The sequence below is a fragment of the Devosia sp. MDV22-iso42 genome (assembly GCF_058629155.1).
The window spans coordinates 916192-938426 of record NZ_JBZVWR010000006.1 but is presented as its reverse complement, the minus strand read 5'-3'; the positions used below and the strand labels follow the sequence as shown (position 1 = coordinate 938426).

The 22235-nt window shown below is 65.9% G+C and carries 18 protein-coding genes; 12 read left to right on the top strand and 6 right to left on the bottom strand.

Translation table 11 applies throughout. The features are described 5' to 3' along the window. The first annotated feature begins 3 nt into the window (after positions 1–3). From AC4NN3_RS06195 to AC4NN3_RS06155, 9 genes are read left to right on the top strand one after another with little or no spacing between them, the layout of a single operon-like run. Positions 4–975: a dipeptidase gene (locus AC4NN3_RS06195; protein ID WP_491926199.1), complete on the top strand. Its 972-nt coding sequence runs from the start codon at positions 4–6 to the stop codon at positions 973–975. Beyond that, a complete protein-coding gene (locus AC4NN3_RS06190) occupies positions 975–1499 on the top strand; it encodes a DUF5943 domain-containing protein (RefSeq protein WP_491926198.1) in 525 nt (174 codons plus the stop codon). The genes AC4NN3_RS06195 and AC4NN3_RS06190 overlap by 1 nt, the downstream gene beginning before the upstream one ends. After that, positions 1499–3565, top strand: coding sequence for an oxidoreductase (locus AC4NN3_RS06185; protein WP_491926197.1), 2067 nt, complete (start codon positions 1499–1501; stop codon positions 3563–3565). The genes AC4NN3_RS06190 and AC4NN3_RS06185 overlap by 1 nt, the downstream gene beginning before the upstream one ends. 3 nt (positions 3566–3568) lie before the next feature. Beyond that, entirely contained in the window at positions 3569–5458 is a 1890-nt protein-coding gene (locus AC4NN3_RS06180; RefSeq protein WP_491926196.1) for a (Fe-S)-binding protein, read from the top strand. Further along, a complete protein-coding gene (locus AC4NN3_RS06175) occupies positions 5455–7392 on the top strand; it encodes an FAD-binding protein (protein ID WP_491926195.1) in 1938 nt (645 codons plus the stop codon). The genes AC4NN3_RS06180 and AC4NN3_RS06175 overlap by 4 nt, the downstream gene beginning before the upstream one ends. Positions 7393–7400: 8 nt before the next feature. Further along, positions 7401–8651: a sarcosine oxidase subunit beta family protein gene (locus AC4NN3_RS06170; protein WP_491926473.1), complete on the top strand. Its 1251-nt coding sequence runs from the start codon at positions 7401–7403 to the stop codon at positions 8649–8651. An 11-nt stretch (positions 8652–8662) separates the two neighbouring features. Continuing rightward, positions 8663–8947: a sarcosine oxidase subunit delta gene (locus AC4NN3_RS06165; protein ID WP_491926194.1), complete on the top strand. Its 285-nt coding sequence runs from the start codon at positions 8663–8665 to the stop codon at positions 8945–8947. Continuing rightward, the gene (locus tag AC4NN3_RS06160) at positions 8944–11904 is read left to right on the top strand and encodes a sarcosine oxidase subunit alpha family protein (RefSeq protein WP_491926193.1); all 2961 of its coding nucleotides are present in this window, start codon (positions 8944–8946) and stop codon (positions 11902–11904) included. The genes AC4NN3_RS06165 and AC4NN3_RS06160 overlap by 4 nt, the downstream gene beginning before the upstream one ends. Then, positions 11897–12451 carry a sarcosine oxidase subunit gamma gene (locus AC4NN3_RS06155; protein WP_491926192.1) on the top strand — a complete coding sequence of 185 codons (555 nt, stop codon included), beginning with the start codon at positions 11897–11899 and terminating at the stop codon, positions 12449–12451. The genes AC4NN3_RS06160 and AC4NN3_RS06155 overlap by 8 nt, the downstream gene beginning before the upstream one ends. Positions 12452–12479: 28 nt before the next feature. Here AC4NN3_RS06155 and AC4NN3_RS06150 read toward each other — a convergent pair whose 3' ends face one another. From AC4NN3_RS06150 to AC4NN3_RS06140, 3 genes are read right to left on the bottom strand one after another with little or no spacing between them, the layout of a single operon-like run. Next, on the bottom strand, positions 12480–12590 hold the full coding sequence (locus tag AC4NN3_RS06150; protein ID WP_491926191.1) for a DUF2474 family protein: 111 nt from the start codon (positions 12588–12590) through the stop codon (positions 12480–12482). Then, complete coding sequence (gene cydB, locus AC4NN3_RS06145; RefSeq protein WP_491926190.1) at positions 12590–13594, bottom strand: cytochrome d ubiquinol oxidase subunit II; 1005 nt, start codon at positions 13592–13594, stop codon at positions 12590–12592. The genes AC4NN3_RS06150 and cydB overlap by 1 nt, the downstream gene beginning before the upstream one ends. After that, the gene (locus AC4NN3_RS06140; protein ID WP_491926189.1) at positions 13584–15008 is read right to left on the bottom strand and encodes a cytochrome ubiquinol oxidase subunit I; all 1425 of its coding nucleotides are present in this window, start codon (positions 15006–15008) and stop codon (positions 13584–13586) included. The genes cydB and AC4NN3_RS06140 overlap by 11 nt, the downstream gene beginning before the upstream one ends. Before the next feature lie 347 nt (positions 15009–15355). Here AC4NN3_RS06140 and AC4NN3_RS06135 point away from each other — a divergent pair, with 347 nt between their 5' ends. Next, the gene (locus AC4NN3_RS06135) at positions 15356–15520 is read left to right on the top strand and encodes a hypothetical protein (protein WP_491926188.1); all 165 of its coding nucleotides are present in this window, start codon (positions 15356–15358) and stop codon (positions 15518–15520) included. 21 nt (positions 15521–15541) lie between these two features. On the opposite strand, the gene nirD is transcribed toward AC4NN3_RS06135, so the two are convergent. Both nirD and nirB read right to left on the bottom strand, forming a co-directional pair. Continuing rightward, positions 15542–15877: a nitrite reductase small subunit NirD gene (nirD, locus tag AC4NN3_RS06130; RefSeq protein WP_491926472.1), complete on the bottom strand. Its 336-nt coding sequence runs from the start codon at positions 15875–15877 to the stop codon at positions 15542–15544. 8 nt (positions 15878–15885) lie between these two features. Further along, entirely contained in the window at positions 15886–18330 is a 2445-nt protein-coding gene (nirB, locus tag AC4NN3_RS06125) for a nitrite reductase large subunit NirB (RefSeq protein ID WP_491926187.1), read from the bottom strand. Between the two features lie 473 nt (positions 18331–18803). Between nirB and AC4NN3_RS06120 the strand changes: the two genes are divergently transcribed. Continuing rightward, positions 18804–19991 (top strand): Ppx/GppA phosphatase family protein, encoded by a 1188-nt coding sequence (locus tag AC4NN3_RS06120; protein ID WP_491926186.1) that lies wholly within the window; start codon positions 18804–18806, stop codon positions 19989–19991. Continuing rightward, positions 19981–20721 carry an RlmE family RNA methyltransferase gene (locus AC4NN3_RS06115; protein WP_193336380.1) on the top strand — a complete coding sequence of 247 codons (741 nt, stop codon included), beginning with the start codon at positions 19981–19983 and terminating at the stop codon, positions 20719–20721. Before AC4NN3_RS06120 ends, AC4NN3_RS06115 begins: the two co-directional genes overlap by 11 nt. A 120-nt stretch (positions 20722–20841) precedes the next feature. Here the strand turns inward: AC4NN3_RS06115 and AC4NN3_RS06110 are convergent, their stop codons facing one another. Further along, positions 20842–22233 (bottom strand): MFS transporter, encoded by a 1392-nt coding sequence (locus AC4NN3_RS06110; RefSeq protein ID WP_491926185.1) that lies wholly within the window; start codon positions 22231–22233, stop codon positions 20842–20844. Positions 22234–22235 lie beyond the last annotated feature (2 nt).

The window sequence follows — 22235 nt, the reverse complement described above, 5'->3', positions numbered from 1 at the left end:
CTCTTGAGCGCGCTCCACAGTCAAAGCCTGGTCATCGACGGCCTCATCATTTCCAAATGGGACCGCTCGGTCTTCGAGGACATGCGCAAGGGTGGCATTTCAGCCGCCAACTGCACCGTCTCGGTCTGGGAGGGCTTCCAGGCCACTGTCGACAATATCGCCACCATGAAGCAGGCCATTCGCGACAACAGCGATATCCTGACCCTGATCCGCACCACGGCCGACATCGAGCAGGCCAAGCAGGACAACAAGACCGGCATCATCCTGGGCTTCCAGAATGCCGCCGCCTTCGAGGACAATCTGGGCTATATCGAAGCCTTCTGGGACATGGGCGTGCGCGTCGTTCAGCTCTGCTACAATACGCAGAACCTGATCGGCACGGGCTGCTACGAGCGGGACGGGGGCCTGTCCGGCTATGGCCACGAGGTCGTCGCCGAAATGAACCGCACCGGCATCCTCGTCGATCTCAGCCATGTCGGCCCCAAAACCTCCGAAGAGACCATCCTCGCGTCGAAAAAGCCCGTCACCTATTCGCACTGCCTGCCCATGGGGCTCAAGGAACATCCGCGCAACAAGACCGACGACCAGCTCAAGTTCATCGCCGACCATGGCGGCTTTGTCGGCGTCACCATGTTCCCGCCCTTCCTCAAGCGCGGCACCGACGCCACCGTCGTCGATTATGTCGAGGCGCTTGATTACATCGGCAATATCGTCGGCTGGGACAATGTCGGCGTCGGCACCGATTTCACCCAGGGCTATGACCGGCCGTTCTTCGACTGGATCACCCATGACAAGGGCCGCCATCGCCGCCTGACCGATTTCGGCACCGTGCAGAACCCCGAAGGCATGCGCAAGATCGACGACTGGCCGAACCTGACTGCGGCCATGGAAGCGGCCGGCTGGAGCACCGAGAAAATCCAGAAGACCATTGGCGGCAATTGGCTGCGCACCTTCAAGACCGTGTGGGGCGCGTAATGGGTCCGCAACTGCCCATCGCGGTCGATGACGAAACCGGGGTCTGGACCACTGACGGCCTGCCCATGCTCTATGTGCCGCGGCACTTCTTCACCAATAACCACATCGCGGTGGAAGCCGCTCTGGGCCGCGACAGATATGCCGAGATCCTCTACCCGGCCGGCTACAAGTCCGCTTATTTCTGGTGCGATAAGGAAGCGGCAACCCATGGCCTCAAGGGCCTCGCCGTCTTCGAGCATTATCTCAAACGCCTGTCGCAGCGCGGCTGGGGCCTGTTCAGCTTCGTCTCGGCCGATGTCGAGACCGGTAACGCCCAGATTGCGCTTCGCCACTCCTCCTTCGTGCTGCAGCAGCCCGGGGTCGCGGGCAAGCTCTGCTACATGTTCGAGGGCTGGTTCGCCGGCGCCATGGATTGGGTCGGCCAGGATACCGGCCATACCTACCACACGGTGAGCCGCGAAACCCAGTGCGCCGCCGAAGGCCACGACCACTGCATTTTCAGCGTCAGTCCCAAGGCGGCGTGATGGCATCCTATCCCCATCTGCTCGCCCCCATCACGCTCAACAAGCTGACCCTGCGCAACCGCGTCGTCTCGACGGCGCATGCCGAGGTCTATGCCGAGCCCGGTGGCCTGCCCGGGGAGCGCTACATCCGCTATTACGAGGAAAAGGCCAAGGGCGGCGTGGGCCTCGCCATCTGCGGCGGCTCGAGCCCGGTCTCCATCGACAGCCCCCAAGGCTGGTGGAAATCGGTCAATTTGAGCAATGACCGCATCATCGACCCGCTGGCGCGCCTGGCCGAGACCATGCATCGCCATGGCGCCAAGATCATGATCCAGGCCACCCATATGGGGCGCCGCAATGCCTTTCATGGCGAAAACTGGCCCCATCTGATGACCCCCTCGGGCATTCGCGAGCCGGTGCATCGCGGCAATGCCAAGATCATCGAGATCGAGGAAATCCGGCGCATTATCAAGGACTTCGGCATTGCCGCCAAACGCGTCCAGGCCGCCGGCATGGATGGCATCGAGATCTCGGCGGCGCATCAGCATCTGATCGACCAGTTCTGGAGCCCGCGCTCCAATTTTCGCACCGATGAATGGGGCGGGAGTCTGGAAAACCGCATGCGCTTTGGCCGCGAAGTGCTCCATGAAGTGCGCGCGGCCGTCGGCCCCGACTTCGTCGTTGGCCTGCGCATGTGCGGCGACGAGTTCCACGAGGACGGGCTCGACCACGAGACGCTCAAGGAAATCGCCCATGCCATGGGCGAGACCAGACTGATCGACTACATCTCCGTCGTTGGCTCGGGGGCCGATACGCACAATACCTTGGCCAATTGCATGCCGCCCATGGCGCTGCCGCCCGAACCCTTCGTGCACCTGGCCGCCGGCATCAAGTCCGTGCTCGATATCCCGGTCATGCACGCCCAGTCGATCCGCGACGCCGGCCAGGCCGAGCGCCTTCTGGCCGCCGGCATGATCGACCTCGTCGGCATGACCCGCGCCCAGATCGCAGATCCGCACATGGTGGCAAAGATCCGCGACGGCCGCGAGGACGAGATCAAGCAATGCGTCGGCGCCAATTACTGCATCGACCGCCAGTATAACGGCCTCGACGTGCTCTGCGTGCAGAACGCCGCCACCTCGCGCGAAGCCACCATGCCGCATATCATCACTCCCTCGACCGGGCCGAAGCGCAAGGTCGTCGTGGTCGGCGGCGGGCCGGGGGGCCTGGAAGCCGCCCGCGTCGCCCGCAGTCGGGGCCATGACGTGGTGCTGTTCGAAAAGGGCGATGTTGTCGGCGGCCAGATCAACCTCGCCGCAAAAGCCCCGCAGCGCGAACAGATGGCCGGCATCGTCCGCTGGTTCGACATGGAGACCAAACGTCTCGGTGTCGATCGCCGCCTCGGCACCGAGGCGACCGCGGATATGATCCTGGCCGAACAACCCGACATTGTCGTGCTCGCCACCGGCGGCAGCTCGAATATGGGGCAGGTGGCCGGCTGGGGCTTTGACCAGGGCCTCTCGGTCAGCGCCTGGGACATTCTCTCCGGCAAGGTCGCCCCCGGCCAGAACGTGCTGGTCTATGACGTGATGAGTGCCCATTCCGGCTCCGGCACCGCCGACTTCCTCGCCACCCGTGGCAGCACGGTCGAAATCGTCACCCCCGACGTCAAGGTCGCCGACGACGTCGGCGGCACCACCTTCCCGATCTTCTACCGCCGCCTCTACGCTATGGATGTAGTGATGACGCCCAACCACTGGCTCGACCGCGTCTATCGCGAGGGCGACAAGCTGATCGCGGTGCTGCGCAACGAATATACCGAGGCGCTCGAAGAGCGCGTTGTCGACCAGGTGGTGATCGAAAACGGCATCCTGCCCAATGACGGCCTCTACTGGGACCTCAAGGAACGCGCTGTCAATTTCGGCCAGACCGACAATGCCAGCCTGTTTGCTGCCGAGCCGCAGCCATCCCTGAGCGAAGATCTTTCGGGCGACAGGTTCCTGCTCTTCCGCGTCGGCGACTGCATCTCCCAGCACAATATCCACGGCGCCATCTATGACGCCCTGCGCCTCTGCAAGGATTTCTGAGCCATGCTCTGGGTCCAGCTCGCCATCACGCTCGTGTTCTGGCTGGCCATCGCCACTCTGGGCGTCGGGCTGTTCCGGCGTGTGGCCCTCTGGCGCAATGGCCGTGATGCCCCGACCGACTGGGCCGGGCTGCTTTCCATTCCCAAACGCTACCTGGTCGACATCCACCACGTCGTCGCCCGCGATTCCTATATCGCCAATACCCATATGGCCGTTGCCGGCGGCGCCGTGGCCGCTTTGGCGCTGGTCGCGCTTAACTACGGCTTCATGCTCTACCAGCCTTGGCTCGATGCGCTGATCCTCGCCGCGGCCTTTGTCATGCTCGCCGGCAGCTTCTTCATCTGGCTGCGCCGCCATACCCCGCCGACCCGCCTCTCAAAGGGCCCCTGGTCGCGGCTGCCCTATACGCTGGCCGCCTTCGCCCTGGCTTTGGTCGGTCTCAGCCTGGTGGCCATGGTCCCGGCCTCAGCCATCACGGCCGCCTTTGCTTTGCCGCTACTGCTGCTCCTCATCATCGGGTCGGCCGAGCTGGCTTTGGGCATCGGCGCCGGCGGTCCGATGAAGCATGCCGTGGCCGGCCTGCTGCATCTGGGCTTCCACCCGCGCCAGCAGCGTTTCGTCGAGCGCTCCGTCGGTCTGCGGCCGCTCGATCTCGAAGCCACCGACTTTGGCGTCGCCAAGCCGCAGGACTTTCGCTGGAACCAGCTGCTGAGCTTTGACGCCTGCGTGCAATGCGGCAAGTGCGAGGACGCGTGCCCGGCCTTCGCCGCCCGCCAGCCGCTCAACCCGAAAAAGCTGATCCAGGACCTCGTGGTCGGCATGGCAACCGGCAGCGATGCCCATTTCGCCGGCAGCCCCTATCCCGGCATTCCCCTCGGCATCCATGCCGGCGCGCCGGACCAGCCCATCGTGCCCTTCCTCATCGAGCCGGAAACCCTCTTCTCCTGCACCACCTGCCGCGCCTGCGTCGAGGAATGCCCGATGCTGATCGAGCATGTCGACGCCATTGTCGACTTGCGCCGCAACGTCACCCTCACCACCGGCGCGCTACCCGGCAAGGCGCCGGAAACCCTGGCCAATCTGCGCGAAACCGCCACCGTGGGCGGCCATGACATCGCCACCCGCCAGCACTGGGCCGTGGACCTCGACGTGCCGCATGCCCTGTCGGGCCAGGCCTTCGACGTCCTTCTTGTCGCCGGCGAGGGCGCCTTCGACCTGCGCTACCAGCGCACGCTGCGGGCTCTGGTCAAATCCCTGCGCGCCGCCAATATAGACTTTGCCGTGCTGGCCGACAGCGAATTCGACACCGGCGACACCGCAAGGCGCCTGGGCGACGAGGCCACCTTCCAGTCCCTGGCGCAGCGCATGATCGCCAATCTGGCCCGCTTCAGCTTCACGCGCATCGTCACCCCCGATCCGCATGTACTCAACAGCCTCAAGAACGACTATCCGGCTTTGGGTGGCCACTTCACCGTGCTGCATCATTCGACGCTGCTGGCCCAGCTCGCCAAATCCGGCCAGCTCAAGCTCGGGCCGACGCCCGACCGGCGCGCCGTGACCTGGCACGATCCCTGCTATCTCGGCCGCTACAATGGCGAGATCGCAGCCCCGCGCGACCTGCTCAAGGGCATAGGCATCGAAGTGCGAGAAATGGAACGCTCCGGCCTGCGCGGCCGCTGCTGCGGTGGCGGCGGTGGCGCCCCGCTGACCGACATTCCCGGCCGCCAGCGCATCCCCGACATCCGCATGGCTGACGCCAAAGCCACCGGCGCGAGCATCGTCGCCGTCGGCTGCCCGCAATGCACCGCCATGCTCGAAGGCGTTGTGGGCGAGCGCCCCGAAGTGCTCGACATTGCCGAACTTGTCGCCGCCAGCCTGCCGGTGCCGGCATGAGCGACACAATGGCCCGCATCAATCCGCGCCGCCCCTTCAGTGTCACCGCCGAGGGCCTCAAACGCATCGTGCTGGGCGAGGAAGGGCAGGGCGGCGCCGTCCACCTCGCTACCCATCGCGCTGACGCCCCCAAGCCCCTGCGCCTCCTCGGCCCGCCACAGGCCCATATCCTTGTCATCGCCCACAGCAGCCGTGGCAGCCTCGACGCCCAGGCGCAGCAGGCCATTGCCGCCGCGGCTCTGCTGGCCGATTCATCCACCGCTGTCACTGTCCTCGTCCTCGGCGCGCTGACCGAAGATCTGGGCCCGCTGGGCGCCGACCAGGTCCACGTCGCCCCAGCATGCGACCGCACCCTGTTCCAGCCCGACCGCGACCTGGTCGTGGCAGCCGACCTCATCGCCCGTCTCGACCCGCGCCACGTCATCCTGCCCGACAATGCCAGCGGCACCGGCGATCTCGGCCGGCGCCTCGCCGCGCGGCTCGGCGCCGCGACAGCCGCCCATGTTGTCGAGCTCCGTCCCGACGCCGTCGCCACCTATCGCCAGGGCGGCGCGCAACTGGCGCGGCGCGATCTGCCGCGCCTCATCCTGCTCGATGCCGATACCACCGACACCTCTTTGCCCTTCCGCGGCGCCGGCGCACTCACCCAGATTGATACCCCGGCACCGACCACTAGCCCCTATGCCGATCGCGGCACCCCGCCGGTCGATGCCGCCCGTCTGGGTCTCGAAGAGGCCGATTTCATCGTCGCCGCCGGTAATGGCGTCACCGACGTGCCCACCGTGCGGGCCTTGGCCCAAAGCTTCGACGCCGCCATCGGCGCCAGCCGCGTCGCCGTCGACGATGGCCGCTTCAGCCGCGACCAGCAGGTCGGCGCCACCGGCAAGACCGTCAGCGCCAGCGTCTACCTGGCCCTGGGCATTTCCGGCGCCGTGCAGCACCTGCAGGGCATCAAGGCGGTGCGCCACGTCATCGCCATCAACACCGATGCCAGCGCCCCCATAGCCGGCCGCGCCGACCTCACCCTGGTCGACGATGCCCAGGCGGTGATGACCGAACTGCTGGCGGCCACGCGCAGCCGCAATTTTGACGGCGACGCTGGCGCTATTCAGCCCCCGACACCGGCCGGTCCCTCCCCCTTGCAGCGGGAGGTTAGGAGGGGGTCTGCACCGGCACCCGACCTGGCTGGCCCGCGCGTCCTCGTTCTCGCATCCCTCGGCCGCAACCCGATCAATGGCGCCGCCCGCCCCAATCGCGATGACCTGCTGGCGCTGGAAATGGCGCGCGGCCTGGGCGAGACCAGCGTGCTGCATGCCGGCAATCCGGACGAAGCCGCGCTCGGCGACTATCTGGCCTATGGCGCCGCCACGCTTGATGTCGTGCCGGCTGTCCCCGGCCAGGACATTGGCGAGGCCCTCGCCGCCCAGGCCTCCGGCCATGATCTCATCCTCACCGGCACCCGTGCCGAAGGCGGCGAGGGCTCCGGCCTCGTGCCCTATCTGGTGGCCGAACGCCTCGGCTGGCCCGTCGTCAGCCAGGCCATCGCCGTGACCGTCAGTGACGGCCATGCCGACATCACCCAGGCCTTGCCCAAGGGCCAGCGTCGCCACGTTCGCGTCCGCCTGCCGGCACTGATCGCCGTTGATCCAAGGGCGACGGTGACCCCGTTCTATGCTTTTTCCCGCCGCATGGCGGGACAGGTGACCCGGCGCGAGGCGACGGCCACACCGGCGCTCGACACCGCCTGGCGCCTGGAGCCGGCCAAACGCCCGGTAAAATTCAAGGCCAAAGACCAAAAGACCGGCCATGCCCGCATGCTCTCGGCCATCGTGGCCGAAACCAGGGGCGGGGCGGTCATGACGACCGGCTCGCCCGCCGACAAGGCCCAGGCCATCCTGGCCTATCTTCGCACCCATAACCTGATCGACTGGTGACCCCCAACATGCGCTTTTCCTTCCCCAACCTGCTCAAGCAAGCGCTGACCGGCAATGGCGGCTGGCCCGAGCAATGGCGCCAGCCCGAACTTAAGCCCAGCTACGACGCCATCATTGTCGGCGCCGGCGGCCATGGCCTGGCCACCGCCTATTACATGGCCAAGGAACACGGGATGAGAAACATCGCCGTGCTGGAAAAGGGCTGGCTGGGTGGCGGCAATACCGGGCGCAATACCACCATCATCCGCTCCAACTACCTCTGGGAAGAGTCCGAGGCACTCTACGAGCACGCGCTCAAGCTGTGGGAAAATCTCAGCCTCGAGCTCAACTACAACGTCATGTATTCCCCGCGCGGCGTCATGATGCTGGCGCACAACATCCATGACGTGCAGGTGTTCAAGCGCCACGTCCATGCCAATCGCCTCGCCGGCATCGACAATGAATGGCTGACGGCGCAGCAGGCGCAGGACTTCTGCCCGATCCTTAATATCGACCCCGATGTGCGCTATCCCATCATCGGCGCCGCCCTGCAGCGCCGCGGCGGCACCGCCCGGCACGATGCCGTGGCCTGGGGCTATGCCCGCGCCGCCTCGGCCATGGGCGTCGACATCATCCAGAACTGCGAGGTCAAGGGCATTACCCGCGGCCTGGATGGCGCCGTCACCGGGCTCGAAACGACGCGCGGCCCGGTCGCCACCAGGCGCGTCGGCGTTGTCGCCGCTGGCCATACCAGCGTGCTGATGGCAATGGCTGGCGTCTCCATGCCGCTCGAAAGCTACCCGCTGCAGGCGCTCGTCTCCGAGCCGATCAAGCCCATCATGCCCTGCGTGGTGATGAGCAATACCATCCACGCCTATATGTCCCAGTCCGACAAGGGCGAGCTGGTCATCGGCGCCGGCACCGACGCCTATACCTCCTATTCGCAGACCGGCGGCCTGCACATCGCTACCCACACGCTCGAAGCCATCTGCGAACTGTTCCCCACGGTCCGCCGCCTGCGCATGCTGCGCAACTGGGGCGGCATTGTCGACGTCACCCCAGATCGCTCGCCGATCATCGGCAAGACGCCGGTGCCGGGCCTCTTCGTCAATTGCGGCTGGGGCACCGGCGGCTTCAAGGCCACCCCGGGCTCGGGCAATGTCTTTGCCCATACCGTCGCCACCGGCGAACCCCACAAGATCGCTGCGCCATTCACGCTCGACCGCTTCCGTACCGGCCGGCTGATCGACGAAGCCGCCGCCGCCGCCGTCGCGCATTAAGGACCATACCAATGCTGCTCATTCACTGCCCTTACTGCGAGATGGAACGGCCCGAGCTGGAGTTCCGCTATGCCGGCGAGGCCCATGTCGTCCGCGCCACCGATCCGGAGGCCATCGGCGACGAGGACTGGAGCCACTTCCTCTACCTGCGATCCAATCCCAAGGGCCTGCATGCCGAGCGCTGGCGCCATACCAATGGCTGCGGCCGCTTCTTCAACTGCGTGCGCGACACCATTTCCGACAAGATCGTCACCACCTACAAGGCCGGTGAACCCCGCCCGGAGAGCGCGAAATGACCATGCGGATCCCTTCCGGCGGCCGCATCAATCGCGGCAAGACCATCAACTTCACCTTTGATGGCAAAGCCCTCCAGGGTGTCGAGGGCGATACGCTCGCCTCGGCGCTGCTCGCCAATGGCGTCCATCTCGTCGGCCGCTCCTTCAAATATCACCGCCCGCGCGGCTTCCTCGCCGCCGGTTCGGAAGAGCCCAATGCCCTGGTCGACATCGATCGCGGCAAGGGCCGCTCGGCGCCCAATCAGCGCGCCACCCAGGTCGAGCTCTATGAGGGCCTCGTCGCGACCAGCCAGAACCATTGGCCCTCGCTGGGCTTCGACCTGCTCGAGGTCAACGACCTGGCCCCCGCCGGCCTGCTCGGCGCAGGCTTTTACTACAAGACCTTTATGTGGCCCTTCAGCCTCTGGCACCGGCTCTACGAGCCGGCCATCCGGCGCACCGCCGGCCTCGGCAAGGCGCCCAAGGTCGCCGACCCCGACCACTATGCCCAGCAATATGCCCATTGCGACGTGCTGGTCGTCGGCGCGGGCGCGGCTGGCCTCGCCGCAGCCCTGGCCGCTGCCGAAACCGGCGCCGCGGTCATGCTGGCCGATGAACAGGCCGAACTCGGCGGTGGCCTGCTCGACGAGCGCCATGCTTTGATCGACGGCGTGCCCGCTGCCGACTGGCTGGCGATGACACTGGCCCGCCTGGCGTCGATGATCAATGTGACGCTGCTGCCGCGCACCCAGGCCTTCGGCTACTACGCGCAGAACCTGCTCGGTCTCGCCGAGCGCCTCACCGATCACCTGGCCGCGCCTTCCGCCGGTCAGCCGCGCGAGCGCCTATGGAAGGTGCGCGCCAAACAGGTCGTGCTGGCCACCGGCGCTATCGAGCGCCCGTTGGTCTTTCCCGACAATGACCGGCCCGGCGTCATGCTCGCCTCGGCCGCACGGACCTATGCTAACCGCTACGGCGTCCTGCCCGGCAGACGCGCCGTGGTCTTTACCGCCGACGATACCGGCTATGCCGCCGCGCTCGATCTGCATCAGGCCGGCGTCGCCATCGCCATGATCGCTGACCTGCGTCCTGCCGCGGATGGCCCAGGCCGTGCTGCCGCCAAGGCGGCCGGCCTCCCCATGGCCAATGGCATGGTCGTCAATGCCGTTTCGGGCCGCCAGCGCGTCACCGGCGTGCAGTTGGGGACCCTCGATGCTGACAGTCTGCTAACCAATCTTCACCAGGTCGACTGCGATCTGGTGCTGATGGCCGGCGGCTGGACCCCGGCCGTGCACCTCTTCTCCCAGTCGCGCGGCAAGCTGGCCTATGATGCCGCCCGGCAGATCTACCTCCCCGGTGCCTATGCCCAGGCGGCCCGCTCGGCCGGCGCCTGCAACGGCACTTTCGATCTCACCGCCGCGCTCAACGAGGGTGCCGGTGGCAGCAGGCAATACGTCGCCACCGATGCTATCGCCCCGTCCGGCGGCTTCCACGGCGCTGTGCCCACCACCCAGGACCTTACCAAAATCAAGGCCTTCGTCGATTTCCAGAACGACGTCACCGCCAAGGACATCAAGCTGGCCGTGCGCGAGGGCATGCATTCGATCGAGCATATCAAGCGCTATACCACCACCGGCATGGCCACCGACCAGGGCAAGACCAGCAATATGAACGGTCTCGCCATTGCCTCGGCCGAACTCGACAAGCCCATCCCGGACATTGGCCTCACCACCTTCCGCCCGCCCTTCACCCCGGTCACCTTCGGCACCCTGGCCGGCCATGCCCGTGGCCAACTGCTTGATCCGGTTCGCCAGACCCCGATCCATCCCTGGGCCGCCGCCAATGGCGCCGTGTTCGAGGATGTCGGGCAGTGGAAACGCGCCTGGTATTTCCCGAAAGACGGCGAGGACATGCACGCCGCCGTCAACCGCGAATGCCGCGCCGCCCGCAATGCCGCAGGCCTCTTCGACGCCACCACCCTGGGCAAGATCGAGGTCGTCGGCCCCGACGCGGCCACCTTCATGGAAAAGCTCTATACCAATCCCTGGCAAAAGCTGGGCGTGGGCCGCTGCCGCTATGGCCTGATGCTCACCGAGGCCGGCTTTGTCATGGACGACGGCGTCATCGGCCGCCTTGCCGCCGACCGCTTCCACGTCACCACCACCACCGGCGGCGCGCCGCGCGTGCTGGCGCATATGGAGGATTACCTGCAGACCGAGTTCCCCGAGCTCAAGGTCTGGCTGACTTCAACCACCGAGCAATGGGCCGTCATCGCCATCCAGGGCCCCAAGGCCCGCGACATCCTGGCGCCGCTCGTCGAGGGCATCGACATGTCCAACGAGGCCCTGCCGCATATGAGCCTGCGCGAGGGCACCATTCTGGGTGTGCCGATGCGGCTGTTCCGCGTCAGCTTCACTGGCGAGCTGGGTTTTGAGGTCAACGTCCCGGCCGATTACGGCCGCGCTGTCTGGGAGGCCATCCACGCCGCCGGCGCCCCGCATGGCCTCACGCCCTATGGCACCGAGATCATGCACGTCCTGCGCGCCGAAAAGGGTTACATCATCATCGGCCAGGAGACCGACGGCACGGTGACGCCGTCCGACCTGGCGCTCGACTGGGCCATCGGCAAGACCAAGGCGGACTTTGTCGGCAAGCGCTCGCTGCGCCGACCGGACATGCTGAAGCCCGACCGCAAGCACCTGGTCGGCCTGCTCACTGCCGATCCAAAGGTCGTGCTGGAGGAGGGGGCCCAGATCACGCTCGAAGCCTCACCCAAGACCGGCACGCCGGCTCTGGGCCACGTCACCTCCTCCTATTGGAGCGAGACGCTGGGCCGCTCGATCGCCATGGCGCTGGTCGCCAGCGGCAGGGAACGCCTGGGCACCACCCTGCATGTCCCCATGCCCCATGGCGGCATCGCCGTCACCGTTACCGAACCGATCTTCTTCGACAAGGAAGGGGGCCGCATCAATGCTTGACCTCAGCTCAGCCCGCACCGGCAGCCTGCCCATCGCCATCCCGGCCATCAATGTGACCCTGACCCCAGCTGCACCTGCCGCCCGCTTCGTGCTGCGCGGCAGCGATGCCATGGCAGCGGTGGGCGCCGCCTTCGGCGTGGCCATGCCCACCCACCCGCTCACCTCCGCCACGTCAGGGGACCGCTCGGCCCTCTGGCTGGGTCCGGATGAATGGTTGCTGCTGGCCCCTTCCGCGGAAACCGCCGCGCTCTATCAGGCCCTGACGGCGGCGCTCGACGGCCTTGCCGGGGCGCTGGTGGATATCTCGCACCGCCAGACGGCCTTGCTGATCGGGGGCGCCAAAGCCGCCGCCGTACTCAATGCGGGCGTGCCGCTGGACCTGTCGCTGGCGGCATTTCCCGTCGGCATGGTCACCCGCACCATCTTCGAAAAGGCCGAGATCGTGCTTTGGCGCACCGGCCCCGACGCCTTCCGCCTCGAGGTCTGGCGCTCCTTTGCCCCCTATGTGCTGGCTTTGCTGCAAGCGGCCGACCGCGACGCGCCCTGATCGGGCAGGTCGCGCTGCGGGGCAGGGGTCAGCTCAGGAACGCCCTGATCACCAGCCCCACCGCGGTCAGGCTCAGCACCCCTGCCAGCCACAGGCCGACGAACCAGCCGAGCCGGGACAACACCGGCTTGACCGCCATCAGTGGTAGCCCTCCTCGGGGTCGATCTTGCCGCGGAACACCCAATAGGCGTAGCCGGTATAGATCAGGATCACCGGGATCAGCACGCTGGCGCCCACCAAAAGGAAGATCATCGAGCTTTCCGGCGCCGCGGACCCAGCAATGGTCAGCGCCCCCGGCACCATATAGGGATAAAAGCTGATCCCCAGCCCGACAAAGCTGAGCACGAACAGCCCCAGCGCCGCCAGGAACGGCTGCAGGTGCTTGTCGGTGGTCAGGCCCTGCCACAGCGCGAAGACGCAGACCGCCAGCAGCATGGGCACGAAGGCCGAGAAAAAGGCCGTCGGCCACCCGAACCAGCGCTCGAAATAGACCGCGTCGATGAACGGGCTCCACAGCGAGACCACGCCGATCAGCACCACCGTGCCGACCCCGGTGACCATGGCCAGCCGCCGCGCCGTCGCCTGCAGGTCGCCGCTGGTCTTGAGGTTGAGCCAGGTGGCCCCCAGCAGCGCATAACCCACCGTCACCGCGCAGCCCGTCACCAGCGAGAACGGCGTCAGCCACTCCCACCAGTCGCCGGCATAGGCATTGTCGACAATGGTGATGCCCTGCACCAGCGCCCCCAGGGCAATGCCCTGGCAGAAGGCGGCAATGGTCGACCCCAGCCAGAACCCGACATCCCACCAGATCGAACCGCGGATGGTACGGTGGCGAAACTCAAAGGCCACGCCGCGAAACACCAGGCCCAGCAACATCAGGATAATGGGCATGTAGAGCGCCGGCAGCACCGTGGCATAGACCACCGGAAACACCGCCATCAGCCCGCCGCCGCCCAGCACCAGCCAGGTCTCGTTGCCGTCCCAGACCGGGGCGATCGAATTGGTCATGATGTCGCGATCATGCCGCTCGGGAAAGAACGGGAAGAGGATACCCACCCCCAGGTCGAACCCGTCCAGCACCACATAGGCGAGCACCGCAAAGGCGATGATGCCAGCCCAGACTGTCGGCAGATCAATGGCCACGATCAGCTCCTTCGCGAATGCTGTCTTCCTGCGCGGGTCCCGGCATGATGCCGGCGGCCCGGGTCGGACCCTTGTCGAGCTCGTGGTCGTCGTCCAGCACCGGCGGGCGGCGGAACAGGCGGAACAGGTAGAAGACGCCCGCGCCGAAGACGAGGAAATATACCACGACAAAGGCCACCAGCGAGGCGCCCACGGCCGGCGCATCGACCGGCGACAGGCTCTCGGAGGTCCGCATCAGCCCATAGACCGTGAACGGCTGCCGCCCCACTTCGGTGGTGAACCAGCCCGCCAGCACCGCCACGAAGCCCGATGGCCCCATGACCAGCGCCGCGCGATGCAGCCAGGTGTTGGTGAACAGCGTCTTGCGATAGCGCGACCACAGCGACCACAGGCCGACGCCCAGCATGGCAAAGCCGATACCCACCATGATGCGGAAGGCAAAGAACGGGATCGTCACCGGCGGCCGGTCGGCCTCCGGAAAGGCGTCCAGCCCTCGCATCGGCGCATTGAGATCGTGCTCAAGAATGAGCGAGCCCAGCTTGGGAATCTGCACCGCATAGTCCATGCGCTGCTCCGCCTCGTTGGGAATGCCGAACAGGATCAGCGGCGCGCCGTCGGGATGGCTTTCATAATGGCCCTCCATGGCGGCGATCTTGGCCGGCTGGTATTCCAGCGTATTGATGCCATGCATGTCGCCCGCCACGATCTGCAGCGGCGTCACGATGGCCGCCATCCACATGGCCATGGAGAACATGATCTGCGCCTGCCGGTTGCTGCGATCCCTGAGCAGGTGCCAGGCGCCCACGGCGCCCACCGCGAAGGCGGTGGTGAGGAACGCCGCCAGTACCGTATGCACCAGCCGATAGGGGAAGGAGGGGTTGAAGACGATCGCCCACCAGTCTTCCGGCACGAAATTGCCGCTGGCGTCGATGGAAAAGCCCTGCGGCGTGTGCATCCAGCTGTTGACCGACAGGATCCAGGTCGCCGAGATCAGCGTGCCGACCGCCACCACCACCACGGCCACCATGTGCAGCCCGTCGCCCACGCGTTTGCGCCCGAACAGGGCAATGCCCAGGAACCCCGCCTCGAGGAAAAAGGCGGTCAGCACCTCATAGCCCATCAGCGGCCCGATCACCGCGCCGGCCCGCTGCGAAAACACCGACCAGTTGGTGCCGAACTGGTAGCTCATGACGATGCCGGACACCACGCCCATGCCGAAGGTCACGGCAAAGATGGTCTTCCAGTATTCGAACAGCTTGAGATAGGCCGGGTCGCGCTTCCACAGCCACAGCCCGTTCAGTACCGCCAGATAGCTGGCCGTGCCGATCGAAAAGGCCGGAAAGATGAAGTGGAACGAAATGGTGAAGGCGAACTGGATGCGCGCCAGCAGTTCTGCGGTCAGGCCAAAGGTCATGGTTCGTCCTGTATGCTGCCCGATGAAACGCGGTTCTCCGGATTGCCTGCATTATGCGCAGCCATGCCCGCCATTCCAACCTGCAAGATGACGCAGCGACCCGGCCCTCAGGTCGTCCGGTTAAACAGTTGGGAGTGAACGATATAACCGACCCCGGCGACGCTGTTGCCGCAGCCGCCTGCAGCGTTGTCGCAGTCGGCCATGCTCGGCGCCGGCCCTGGAAAGGGCGCCGGCCGACCTGCAAGATCGACACCCATGCCCGGGGGCAGGGCGGCGCAGGTGGTTGTATTGGACGTCACGGGACATCACCTGTTGTACGACCATCGCCGACCCACAGGAGACAATTCATGGCCACCGACAAGCCTGTACCAGCCACGCCAAAGCCTGCCACGGACAGCGAGCATCGCGAGCGCACCCACGAGGAGCTTGATGCCGAACTCGACCGCGAGCTCGCCGACTCTTTTCCCGCCAGCGATCCGCCGAAGATCACCCGCCCCGGTCACGAGGACTGAGGCCGGCCCTCGGAGGTTCTGCTATTCGGCCGCCGCCAGTACCAGTTCGGGCGCCATCAGGATGCGCCCGTCCACCACGCTGACGGCATAAATGCGCACCGCGCCCTCGTCTGCGCCCTGCGCCTTTCCGGTGGCCAGGTCGAACACCCAGCTGTGCAGCGGGCAGGTGACCGCCGCGCCATGCACGATTCCCTCGCTCAGCGGCCCCGCTCTGTGCGGACAGCTATTGTCCATGGCAAAGATCTGGTCCTCCTGCGTGCGGAACACCGCGATCTTGCCGCCCGGTATATTGACGCAGCGCGCCCCGCGCCGCGGGATGGCGTCCACCGCCCCAATGTCGATCCAGCCGTTCATGATCTGCTCCATCACTCTGCCGCCACCGGCATGCCGAACTCGGCCAGGGCCGCGAATTCATGCGCATCCTTGCCGTTGACACGTTCTTCCCAGGGGTCGATCTGGGCAAAGGTCTGCGAATAGACAAAGCGCTCGTAATAGGCCCGGCGCTTGTCGCGATCATCGACCACATTGGCCAGGATCGATGGCGTACCCACCCGTTTGGCCCATTTGTAGATGCGTTCGAGATAGCGCCCCTGTTCGCGATAGAGCTGGGTCAGCGCCACGATGATCTCGAGCGCCTCGTCCTCGCTGTCGGCGTGGCACAGCAGTTCGGTGCCCTTGATATCGAGCCCGGCCGCGCCGGCAAAGTGGATGTCGTAGCCACTGTCCACGCAGATCACCCCGATATCCTTGCAGGTCGCCTCGGCGCAGTTGCGCGGGCAGCCCGACACGGCAAGCTTGAGCTTGGCCGGCGTCCAGGCGCCCCACATGAATTTTTCGATGCGGATGCCAAGGCCGGTCGAATCCTGCGTGCCGAAGCGGCACCAGTCCGAGCCGACGCAGGTCTTGACCGTGCGCAACCCCTTGGCATAGGCGGCGCCCGACACCATGCCGGCAGCATTGAGGTCGGCCCAGACGCCGGGCAGATCCTCTTTCTTGACCCCCAGCAGATCGATGCGCTGCCCGCCGGTCACCTTGACGGCCGGAATGGCGAACTTGTCGGCCACGTCGGCAATGGCGCGCAGCTCCTTGGGGCTGGTCATGCCGCCCCACATGCGCGGCACCACCGAATAGGTGCCGTCCTTCTGGATATTGGCGTGCACCCGCTCATTGATGAAGCGGCTCTGCCCGTCGTCCTCGTATTCACCGGGCCAGTCGGACACGAGATAGTAGTTCAGCGCCGGCCGGCACTTGGCGCAGCCGCAGCTGGTCTTCCACTCCAGCTCCTGCATCACCGCGGGGATCGATTTGAGTCCCTTGGCGATGATCAGCCGCCGCACATCGTCATGCCCGTATTCGGTGCAGCCGCACATCGGCTGCACCGCCGCGGGGTTGTAGCCCGCACCCAGTGTCAGGTGCAGCAACTGCTCGACCAGATGCGTGCACGAGCCGCACGAGGCCGACGCCTTGGTGAAGGCGCGCACGCCATCGAGCCCGGTCAGGCCCTTGCTGGTAATCGTCTGGGTGATCTTGCCCTTGCACACGCCGTTACAGCCACAGATCTCTGCCTCATCCGGCAAGGCTGCAACGGCCGCCATAGGGTCCAGGGGGGCGCCCCCCTGATACGCCTGGCCGAATACGAGGGTGTCGCGCATCTCGCGCGTATCCACTCCGCGTTTCAGCAGGTCGAAGAACCAGGGTCCGTCCGAGGTCTCGCCATAGAGCACCGCGCCGATGATGCGGTCATTCTTGAGCACCAGCCGCTTGTAGACGCCGGCGCTGGCGTCGCGCAGCACGATTTCCTCGCGGTCTTCACCCTCACCGAAGTCGCCGGCCGAGAACAGGTCGATCCCGGTGACCTTGAGCTTGGTCGAGGTCACCGAACCCTGGTAGTCCGCCTTCTGCCCGATCAGCGTGTCCGCCAGCACCTTGCCCATCTCGTAGAGCGGCGCGACGAGGCCATAGCAGGTGCCGCGATGCTCGGCGCATTCGCCCAGGGCAAACACATGCGGATCCTCGGTGCGCATCTGGTCGTCCACCACGATGCCGCGATTGACCGCCAGGCCCGCATTCTTGGCCAGCGCCGTGGCCGGGCGGATGCCCACCGCCATTACCACCATGGCGCAGTCGATCACCGTGCCGTCGGCCAGTTCCACGCCCTCGACGCGGTCGCTTCCCAGCACCTGCTTTGTATTGGCCTGGGTGATCACCCTGATGCCGCGATCGGTGAAGGCCTTTTCCAACAGGTAGCCAGCCGCCGGATCGAGCTGGCGCTCCATCAGCGTCGGCCCCAGATGCAGCACGGTGACGTCCATGCCCTGCATCTTGAGCCCGGCCGCCGCTTCCAGCCCCAGCAGCCCGCCGCCGATCACCACCACCTTGCAGCCGCTGCCGGCCGCCAGCATCTTGTCGACATCGTCGAGGTCGCGATAGGTGACCACACCCGGCAGCTGGTGCCCCGGCACCGGGGGAATGAACGGGCTCGATCCGGTGGCGATCACCAGGTGGTCATATTCGGCGACGATGCCATTGGCCGAGACCACCCGCCTCGCCACCCGGTCGATCAGCGTCACCGGCGCGCTTTTGTGCAGCGTCACGCCGTTTTGCGCATACCAGTCATCGCCATGGGTGATGATCTCTTCATAGGTCTTTTCGCCCGACAGCACCGGCGACAGCATCAGTCGGTTGTAGTTCACCCGCGGCTCGGCATTGAAAATGGTGACGGCAAACCGCCCCGGCGCCGTTTCGAACAGATGCTCCAGCATCCGTCCTGGCGCCATGCCGTTGCCGATAATGACCAGTCTCTCGCTCATAGGTGCTCTCCTGTTCGGCGCGGCACAAAACAAAAAAAGCTGCCAATCGAGGCGCGCCGGAAGAACCGGTCGCGAAACGATTGGCAGCTTTGCCATGCGGGGGCGCCCAACGCTGGACGCCAATATGTCGGGCTCACATCAAGCCCTGCTGCTCCAACTGCACAAACCGTGCCAAGCCTCCTCGTCCAGAAAAGAATTGCAAACGCAATGGGTTACCTGAGAGAGCTGAATCGATATGGCCAGCGCGTCGGCGACGCGTCGCCCATTCCTGCAGCAATCTGCCTATTCTGTTTGCAGCTGCTGCATTTGCCGTCTTCTGCATCAGGGCCCTGCCGCCACTGCATGCTGCCGGCAATGCATTGCATTGCGCTTGGCCGCCCCTTGCTCTACCGTTGATCCCGACACGCAATTAAGTGCGATCGGGCGCTACCGGCCAGTCCGGGACCAGCGACCGCGCACATCAGGAGATCACAGTGACCGATTCCGATCGGTCCGCCGCCGTACCTCGGTCCTCGGACGAGCCGGCACTCCGTACCCCCACTGGTCCTGACCAGGCGGGGAGGGCAGGGACCATCAGGCCTCCCGCCCAGACGGACACGCGGACAGCGCCCGCCCCCAATCCGACTCGCAAGCATCGCGGGCCGCTTTATGCGGCGCTCGACCTGGGTACCAATAACTGTCGCCTGCTGATTGCCCGCCCGCACGATCACGGCTTCCGCGTGCTCGATGGCTTCACCCGCATTGTCCGGCTGGGCGAGGGCGTGTCGGTGACCGGGCGCCTCGGCGATGCCGCCATGGAACGCACCATGGAGGCGCTGCGCCAGTGCCGCAACAAGCTGCGCGAGCACCAGCCCGCCCGCATGCGCCTGATCGCCACCGAAGCCTGCCGCATTGCCGAAAACGGCCCCGCCTTCCTGGCCCGCGTCAAGGAGGAGATCGGGCTTGATCTCGAGATCGTCGATCGCCGGACCGAGGCCGAACTGGCCGTCACCGGCTGCGCCGACCTCATCGACATGGAGACGTCCGGCGCCCTGATGTTCGACATTGGCGGTGGCTCGTCCGAACTGGCCTGGCTCGATTTCCGCGGCGGCCGTCCCAAGTCGCAGGGCCGCATGGCGGCCTCCATCCGCTCCTGGCAGTCGCTGCCGGTCGGCGTTGTTTCCATTGCCGAAAAGTTCGGAGGTGTCGACGTCACCCCGGCGATCTTCGAGGCCATGGTGGCCCATGTCAGCGAGCACCTGCGCCAGTTCCGCGGCCGCGAAAAACTGCGCCAGATGATCGCCAGCCACGATGTGCACCTGATCGGCACTTCGGGCACGGTGACCACCCTGGCGGGCCTGCATCTGGGCCTTGAGCGCTATGAGCGCCAGAAGGTCGATGGCCTGTGGATGCAGCGCGGCCAGGTCGACGAGACCATGAAGGTGCTGCTGGCCATGCCCTTCGAACGCCGCGTCGCCCATCCCTGCATTGGCCGCGACCGCGCCGATCTGGTATTGCCCGGCTGCGCCATCTTTGAAGCCATTCGCCGCGAATGGCCCACCGACCGCGTCCGCGTCGCCGATCGTGGCCTGCGCGAAGGCATACTCATTTCGCTGATGGATGCCGACCGTGCCCGGTCGCGTGCCTCGCGCTATCCTCGGAGAACACCCAATGGTGGATAAAGCTCTCGGCACCGGCGGACGCAAGTCCGAAAAGGACCTCAAGATCCGGCTCAAGACGGCCAAGGGTCGCAAGACCGGCTCGACCAAATGGCTCGAGCGCCAGCTCAACGACCCCTATGTCGCCAAGGCCCGCGCCGCCGGCTACCGCTCGCGTGCGGCCTTCAAGATCAAGGAAATGGACGAGCGGCACCACCTGTTCCGCCCCGGCATGCGCATCGTCGATCTGGGCGCCGCGCCCGGCGGCTGGTCGCAGGTGGCCGCCCGTGCCATCGGCTCCACCGATGCCAATCCCCTGATCGTCGGCATCGACTATCTCGAAATGGATCCCATTCCCGGCGTGAAGCTGCTGATGAAGGATTTCACCGATGACGACGCCCCCGCCATGCTGATCGAGGCCATGGGCGGCAAGAAGGCCGACCTGGTGATGAGCGACATGGCCTGGCCGACCACCGGCCATCGCCCCACCGACCATCTGCGCATCGTCCAGCTCATCGAGATTGCCGCCGCCTTCGCCCTCGACGTGCTGGCGCCCAATGGCGTCTTCATCGCCAAGGTGTTCCAGGGCGGCACCGAGCATGAGCTGCTGCACATGCTCAAGCGCCACTTCAAGACCACCCATCACGCCAAGCCCCCCGCGAGCCGCTCGGATTCCGCCGAGGCCTATCTCATCGCCAAGGGCTTCAAGGGCAGCAACGACACCGTCCCCGGCGCGGGTGAATACGACCGCTAGAGCGTTTTCAGGAAAAGTGGCTCCGCTTTTCCGGTTCGAAAACGCGACAAACCAAAGTGCTGGAGCTATTGAGCCGTTTCGGAGAAACGGTGAAATGCTCTAGACAGTCGGCGGGGCGCCTTAATGCTCCCCGCCGCCATGCGGCCCGCTCGTCAGCTGGTGGCCGGCATTCCTGGGCAGCCGCAGGAACATCACCGTCGAGATCAGGCATACCGCCGCCAGCACCATGAAGGCGAAGTGGAAGTCCGCCAGCAGTAGTTCGCCGCCGCGCAGCGCCTGGCTGGCCTCCAGCATGCCCCCGCCCAGCGCCACGCCCAGGGCAATCGACAGCTGCGTCGAGACCTGGCTGATCACATTGGCCTGGCCGGCATCCTTGTCCTCGATATCGGCAAAGACGAAGGCATTGCTGCCCGTCCAGAAGATCGATTGCCAGAAGCCGACAAACACCAGCATGGCCACGATCAGCAGCACGGCGGTCTCGGGCGTGTAGAGCCCCATCGCCAGCAGGCCCAGCGCCGAGATCGCCGTCGACAGCGCCAGCGCCAGCCGAAAGCCCACGCGCATGAATATGCCATTGGCGACGAATTTGGCGACGATCGCCCCGATGGCGCCGGCAAAGGTGATCATGCCGGATTCGAACGGCGTATAGCCAAAGCTCAGCTGCAGCATCAGCGGAAACAGGAACGGGATGGCGCCCTGGCCGAGCCGGAAGAAGGTGCCCGCCACCACCGCACTGCGGAAGAACGGAAAGCGCAGCAGCCGCAGGTCAAACAGCGGATTGTCGGTGGCCAGCGCATGGCGGGTATAGAGAAAAGCCAGCACCAGCCCGATGATCGTGGCGCCGACCCCCACCATGGGCGGCAGCGCCGGCAGGCTGATCACCGAGGTGCCAAAGGCGAACAGCGCAAAGGCCGGCGCCGCCAGGCTAAATCCCTTGAAGTCGATGGCCCGCGGCGCCACCCGCACCGTATCGGGCAGGAACTTGCTCACCAGCGCAATGCCCAGAATGCCGATCGGCACATTGATCAGGAAGATCCAGTGCCAGGAAAAATAGGTGGTCAGGAACCCGCCAAAGGGCGGCCCGACAATCGGCCCGATCAGCCCGGGAATGGTCAGCCAGGCCATGGCATTGACCAGGTCATGCCGCGGCGTCGATCGCACCAGCACCAGCCGCGCCACCGGCGTCATCAGCGCCCCGCCCATGCCCTGCAGGAACCGAGCGCCGACAAAGGTCGTCAGCGAGTCGGCAAAGGCACAGGCGATCGAGCCGAGCACGAACACCGCCATGGCGACGCGGAACACGTTGCGCGCGCCGAACCGGTCCGCCATCCAGCTCGAGATCGGGATGAAGATGGCCAGCGCCACCAGATAGGCGGTCAGCGCCAGCTTGAGCGAAATCGGGTCGCTGCCGATATCCTCGGCAATGGCCGCCAGCGAGGTGGCAATGACCGTGGAGTCCATGTTTTCCATGAACAGCGCCGTCGCCAGGATGAGGGGGGTGATACGGGACAAGG

Coding starts and splice junctions, on each gene's coding strand:
- AC4NN3_RS06190 (WP_491926198.1), top strand. CDS start 975: ATGGGTCCGCAACTGCCCATCGCGGTCGATGACGAAACCGGGGTCTGG.
- AC4NN3_RS06185 (WP_491926197.1), top strand. CDS start 1,499: ATGGCATCCTATCCCCATCTGCTCGCCCCCATCACGCTCAACAAGCTG.
- AC4NN3_RS06180 (WP_491926196.1), top strand. CDS start 3,569: ATGCTCTGGGTCCAGCTCGCCATCACGCTCGTGTTCTGGCTGGCCATC.
- AC4NN3_RS06175 (WP_491926195.1), top strand. CDS start 5,455: ATGAGCGACACAATGGCCCGCATCAATCCGCGCCGCCCCTTCAGTGTC.
- AC4NN3_RS06170 (WP_491926473.1), top strand. CDS start 7,401: ATGCGCTTTTCCTTCCCCAACCTGCTCAAGCAAGCGCTGACCGGCAAT.
- AC4NN3_RS06165 (WP_491926194.1), top strand. CDS start 8,663: ATGCTGCTCATTCACTGCCCTTACTGCGAGATGGAACGGCCCGAGCTG.
- AC4NN3_RS06160 (WP_491926193.1), top strand. CDS start 8,944: ATGACCATGCGGATCCCTTCCGGCGGCCGCATCAATCGCGGCAAGACC.
- AC4NN3_RS06155 (WP_491926192.1), top strand. CDS start 11,897: ATGCTTGACCTCAGCTCAGCCCGCACCGGCAGCCTGCCCATCGCCATC.
- AC4NN3_RS06150 (WP_491926191.1), bottom strand. CDS start 12,590: ATGGCGGTCAAGCCGGTGTTGTCCCGGCTCGGCTGGTTCGTCGGCCTG.
- AC4NN3_RS06140 (WP_491926189.1), bottom strand. CDS start 15,008: ATGACCTTTGGCCTGACCGCAGAACTGCTGGCGCGCATCCAGTTCGCC.
- AC4NN3_RS06135 (WP_491926188.1), top strand. CDS start 15,356: ATGGCCACCGACAAGCCTGTACCAGCCACGCCAAAGCCTGCCACGGAC.
- nirB (WP_491926187.1), bottom strand. CDS start 18,330: ATGAGCGAGAGACTGGTCATTATCGGCAACGGCATGGCGCCAGGACGG.
- AC4NN3_RS06115 (WP_193336380.1), top strand. CDS start 19,981: ATGGTGGATAAAGCTCTCGGCACCGGCGGACGCAAGTCCGAAAAGGAC.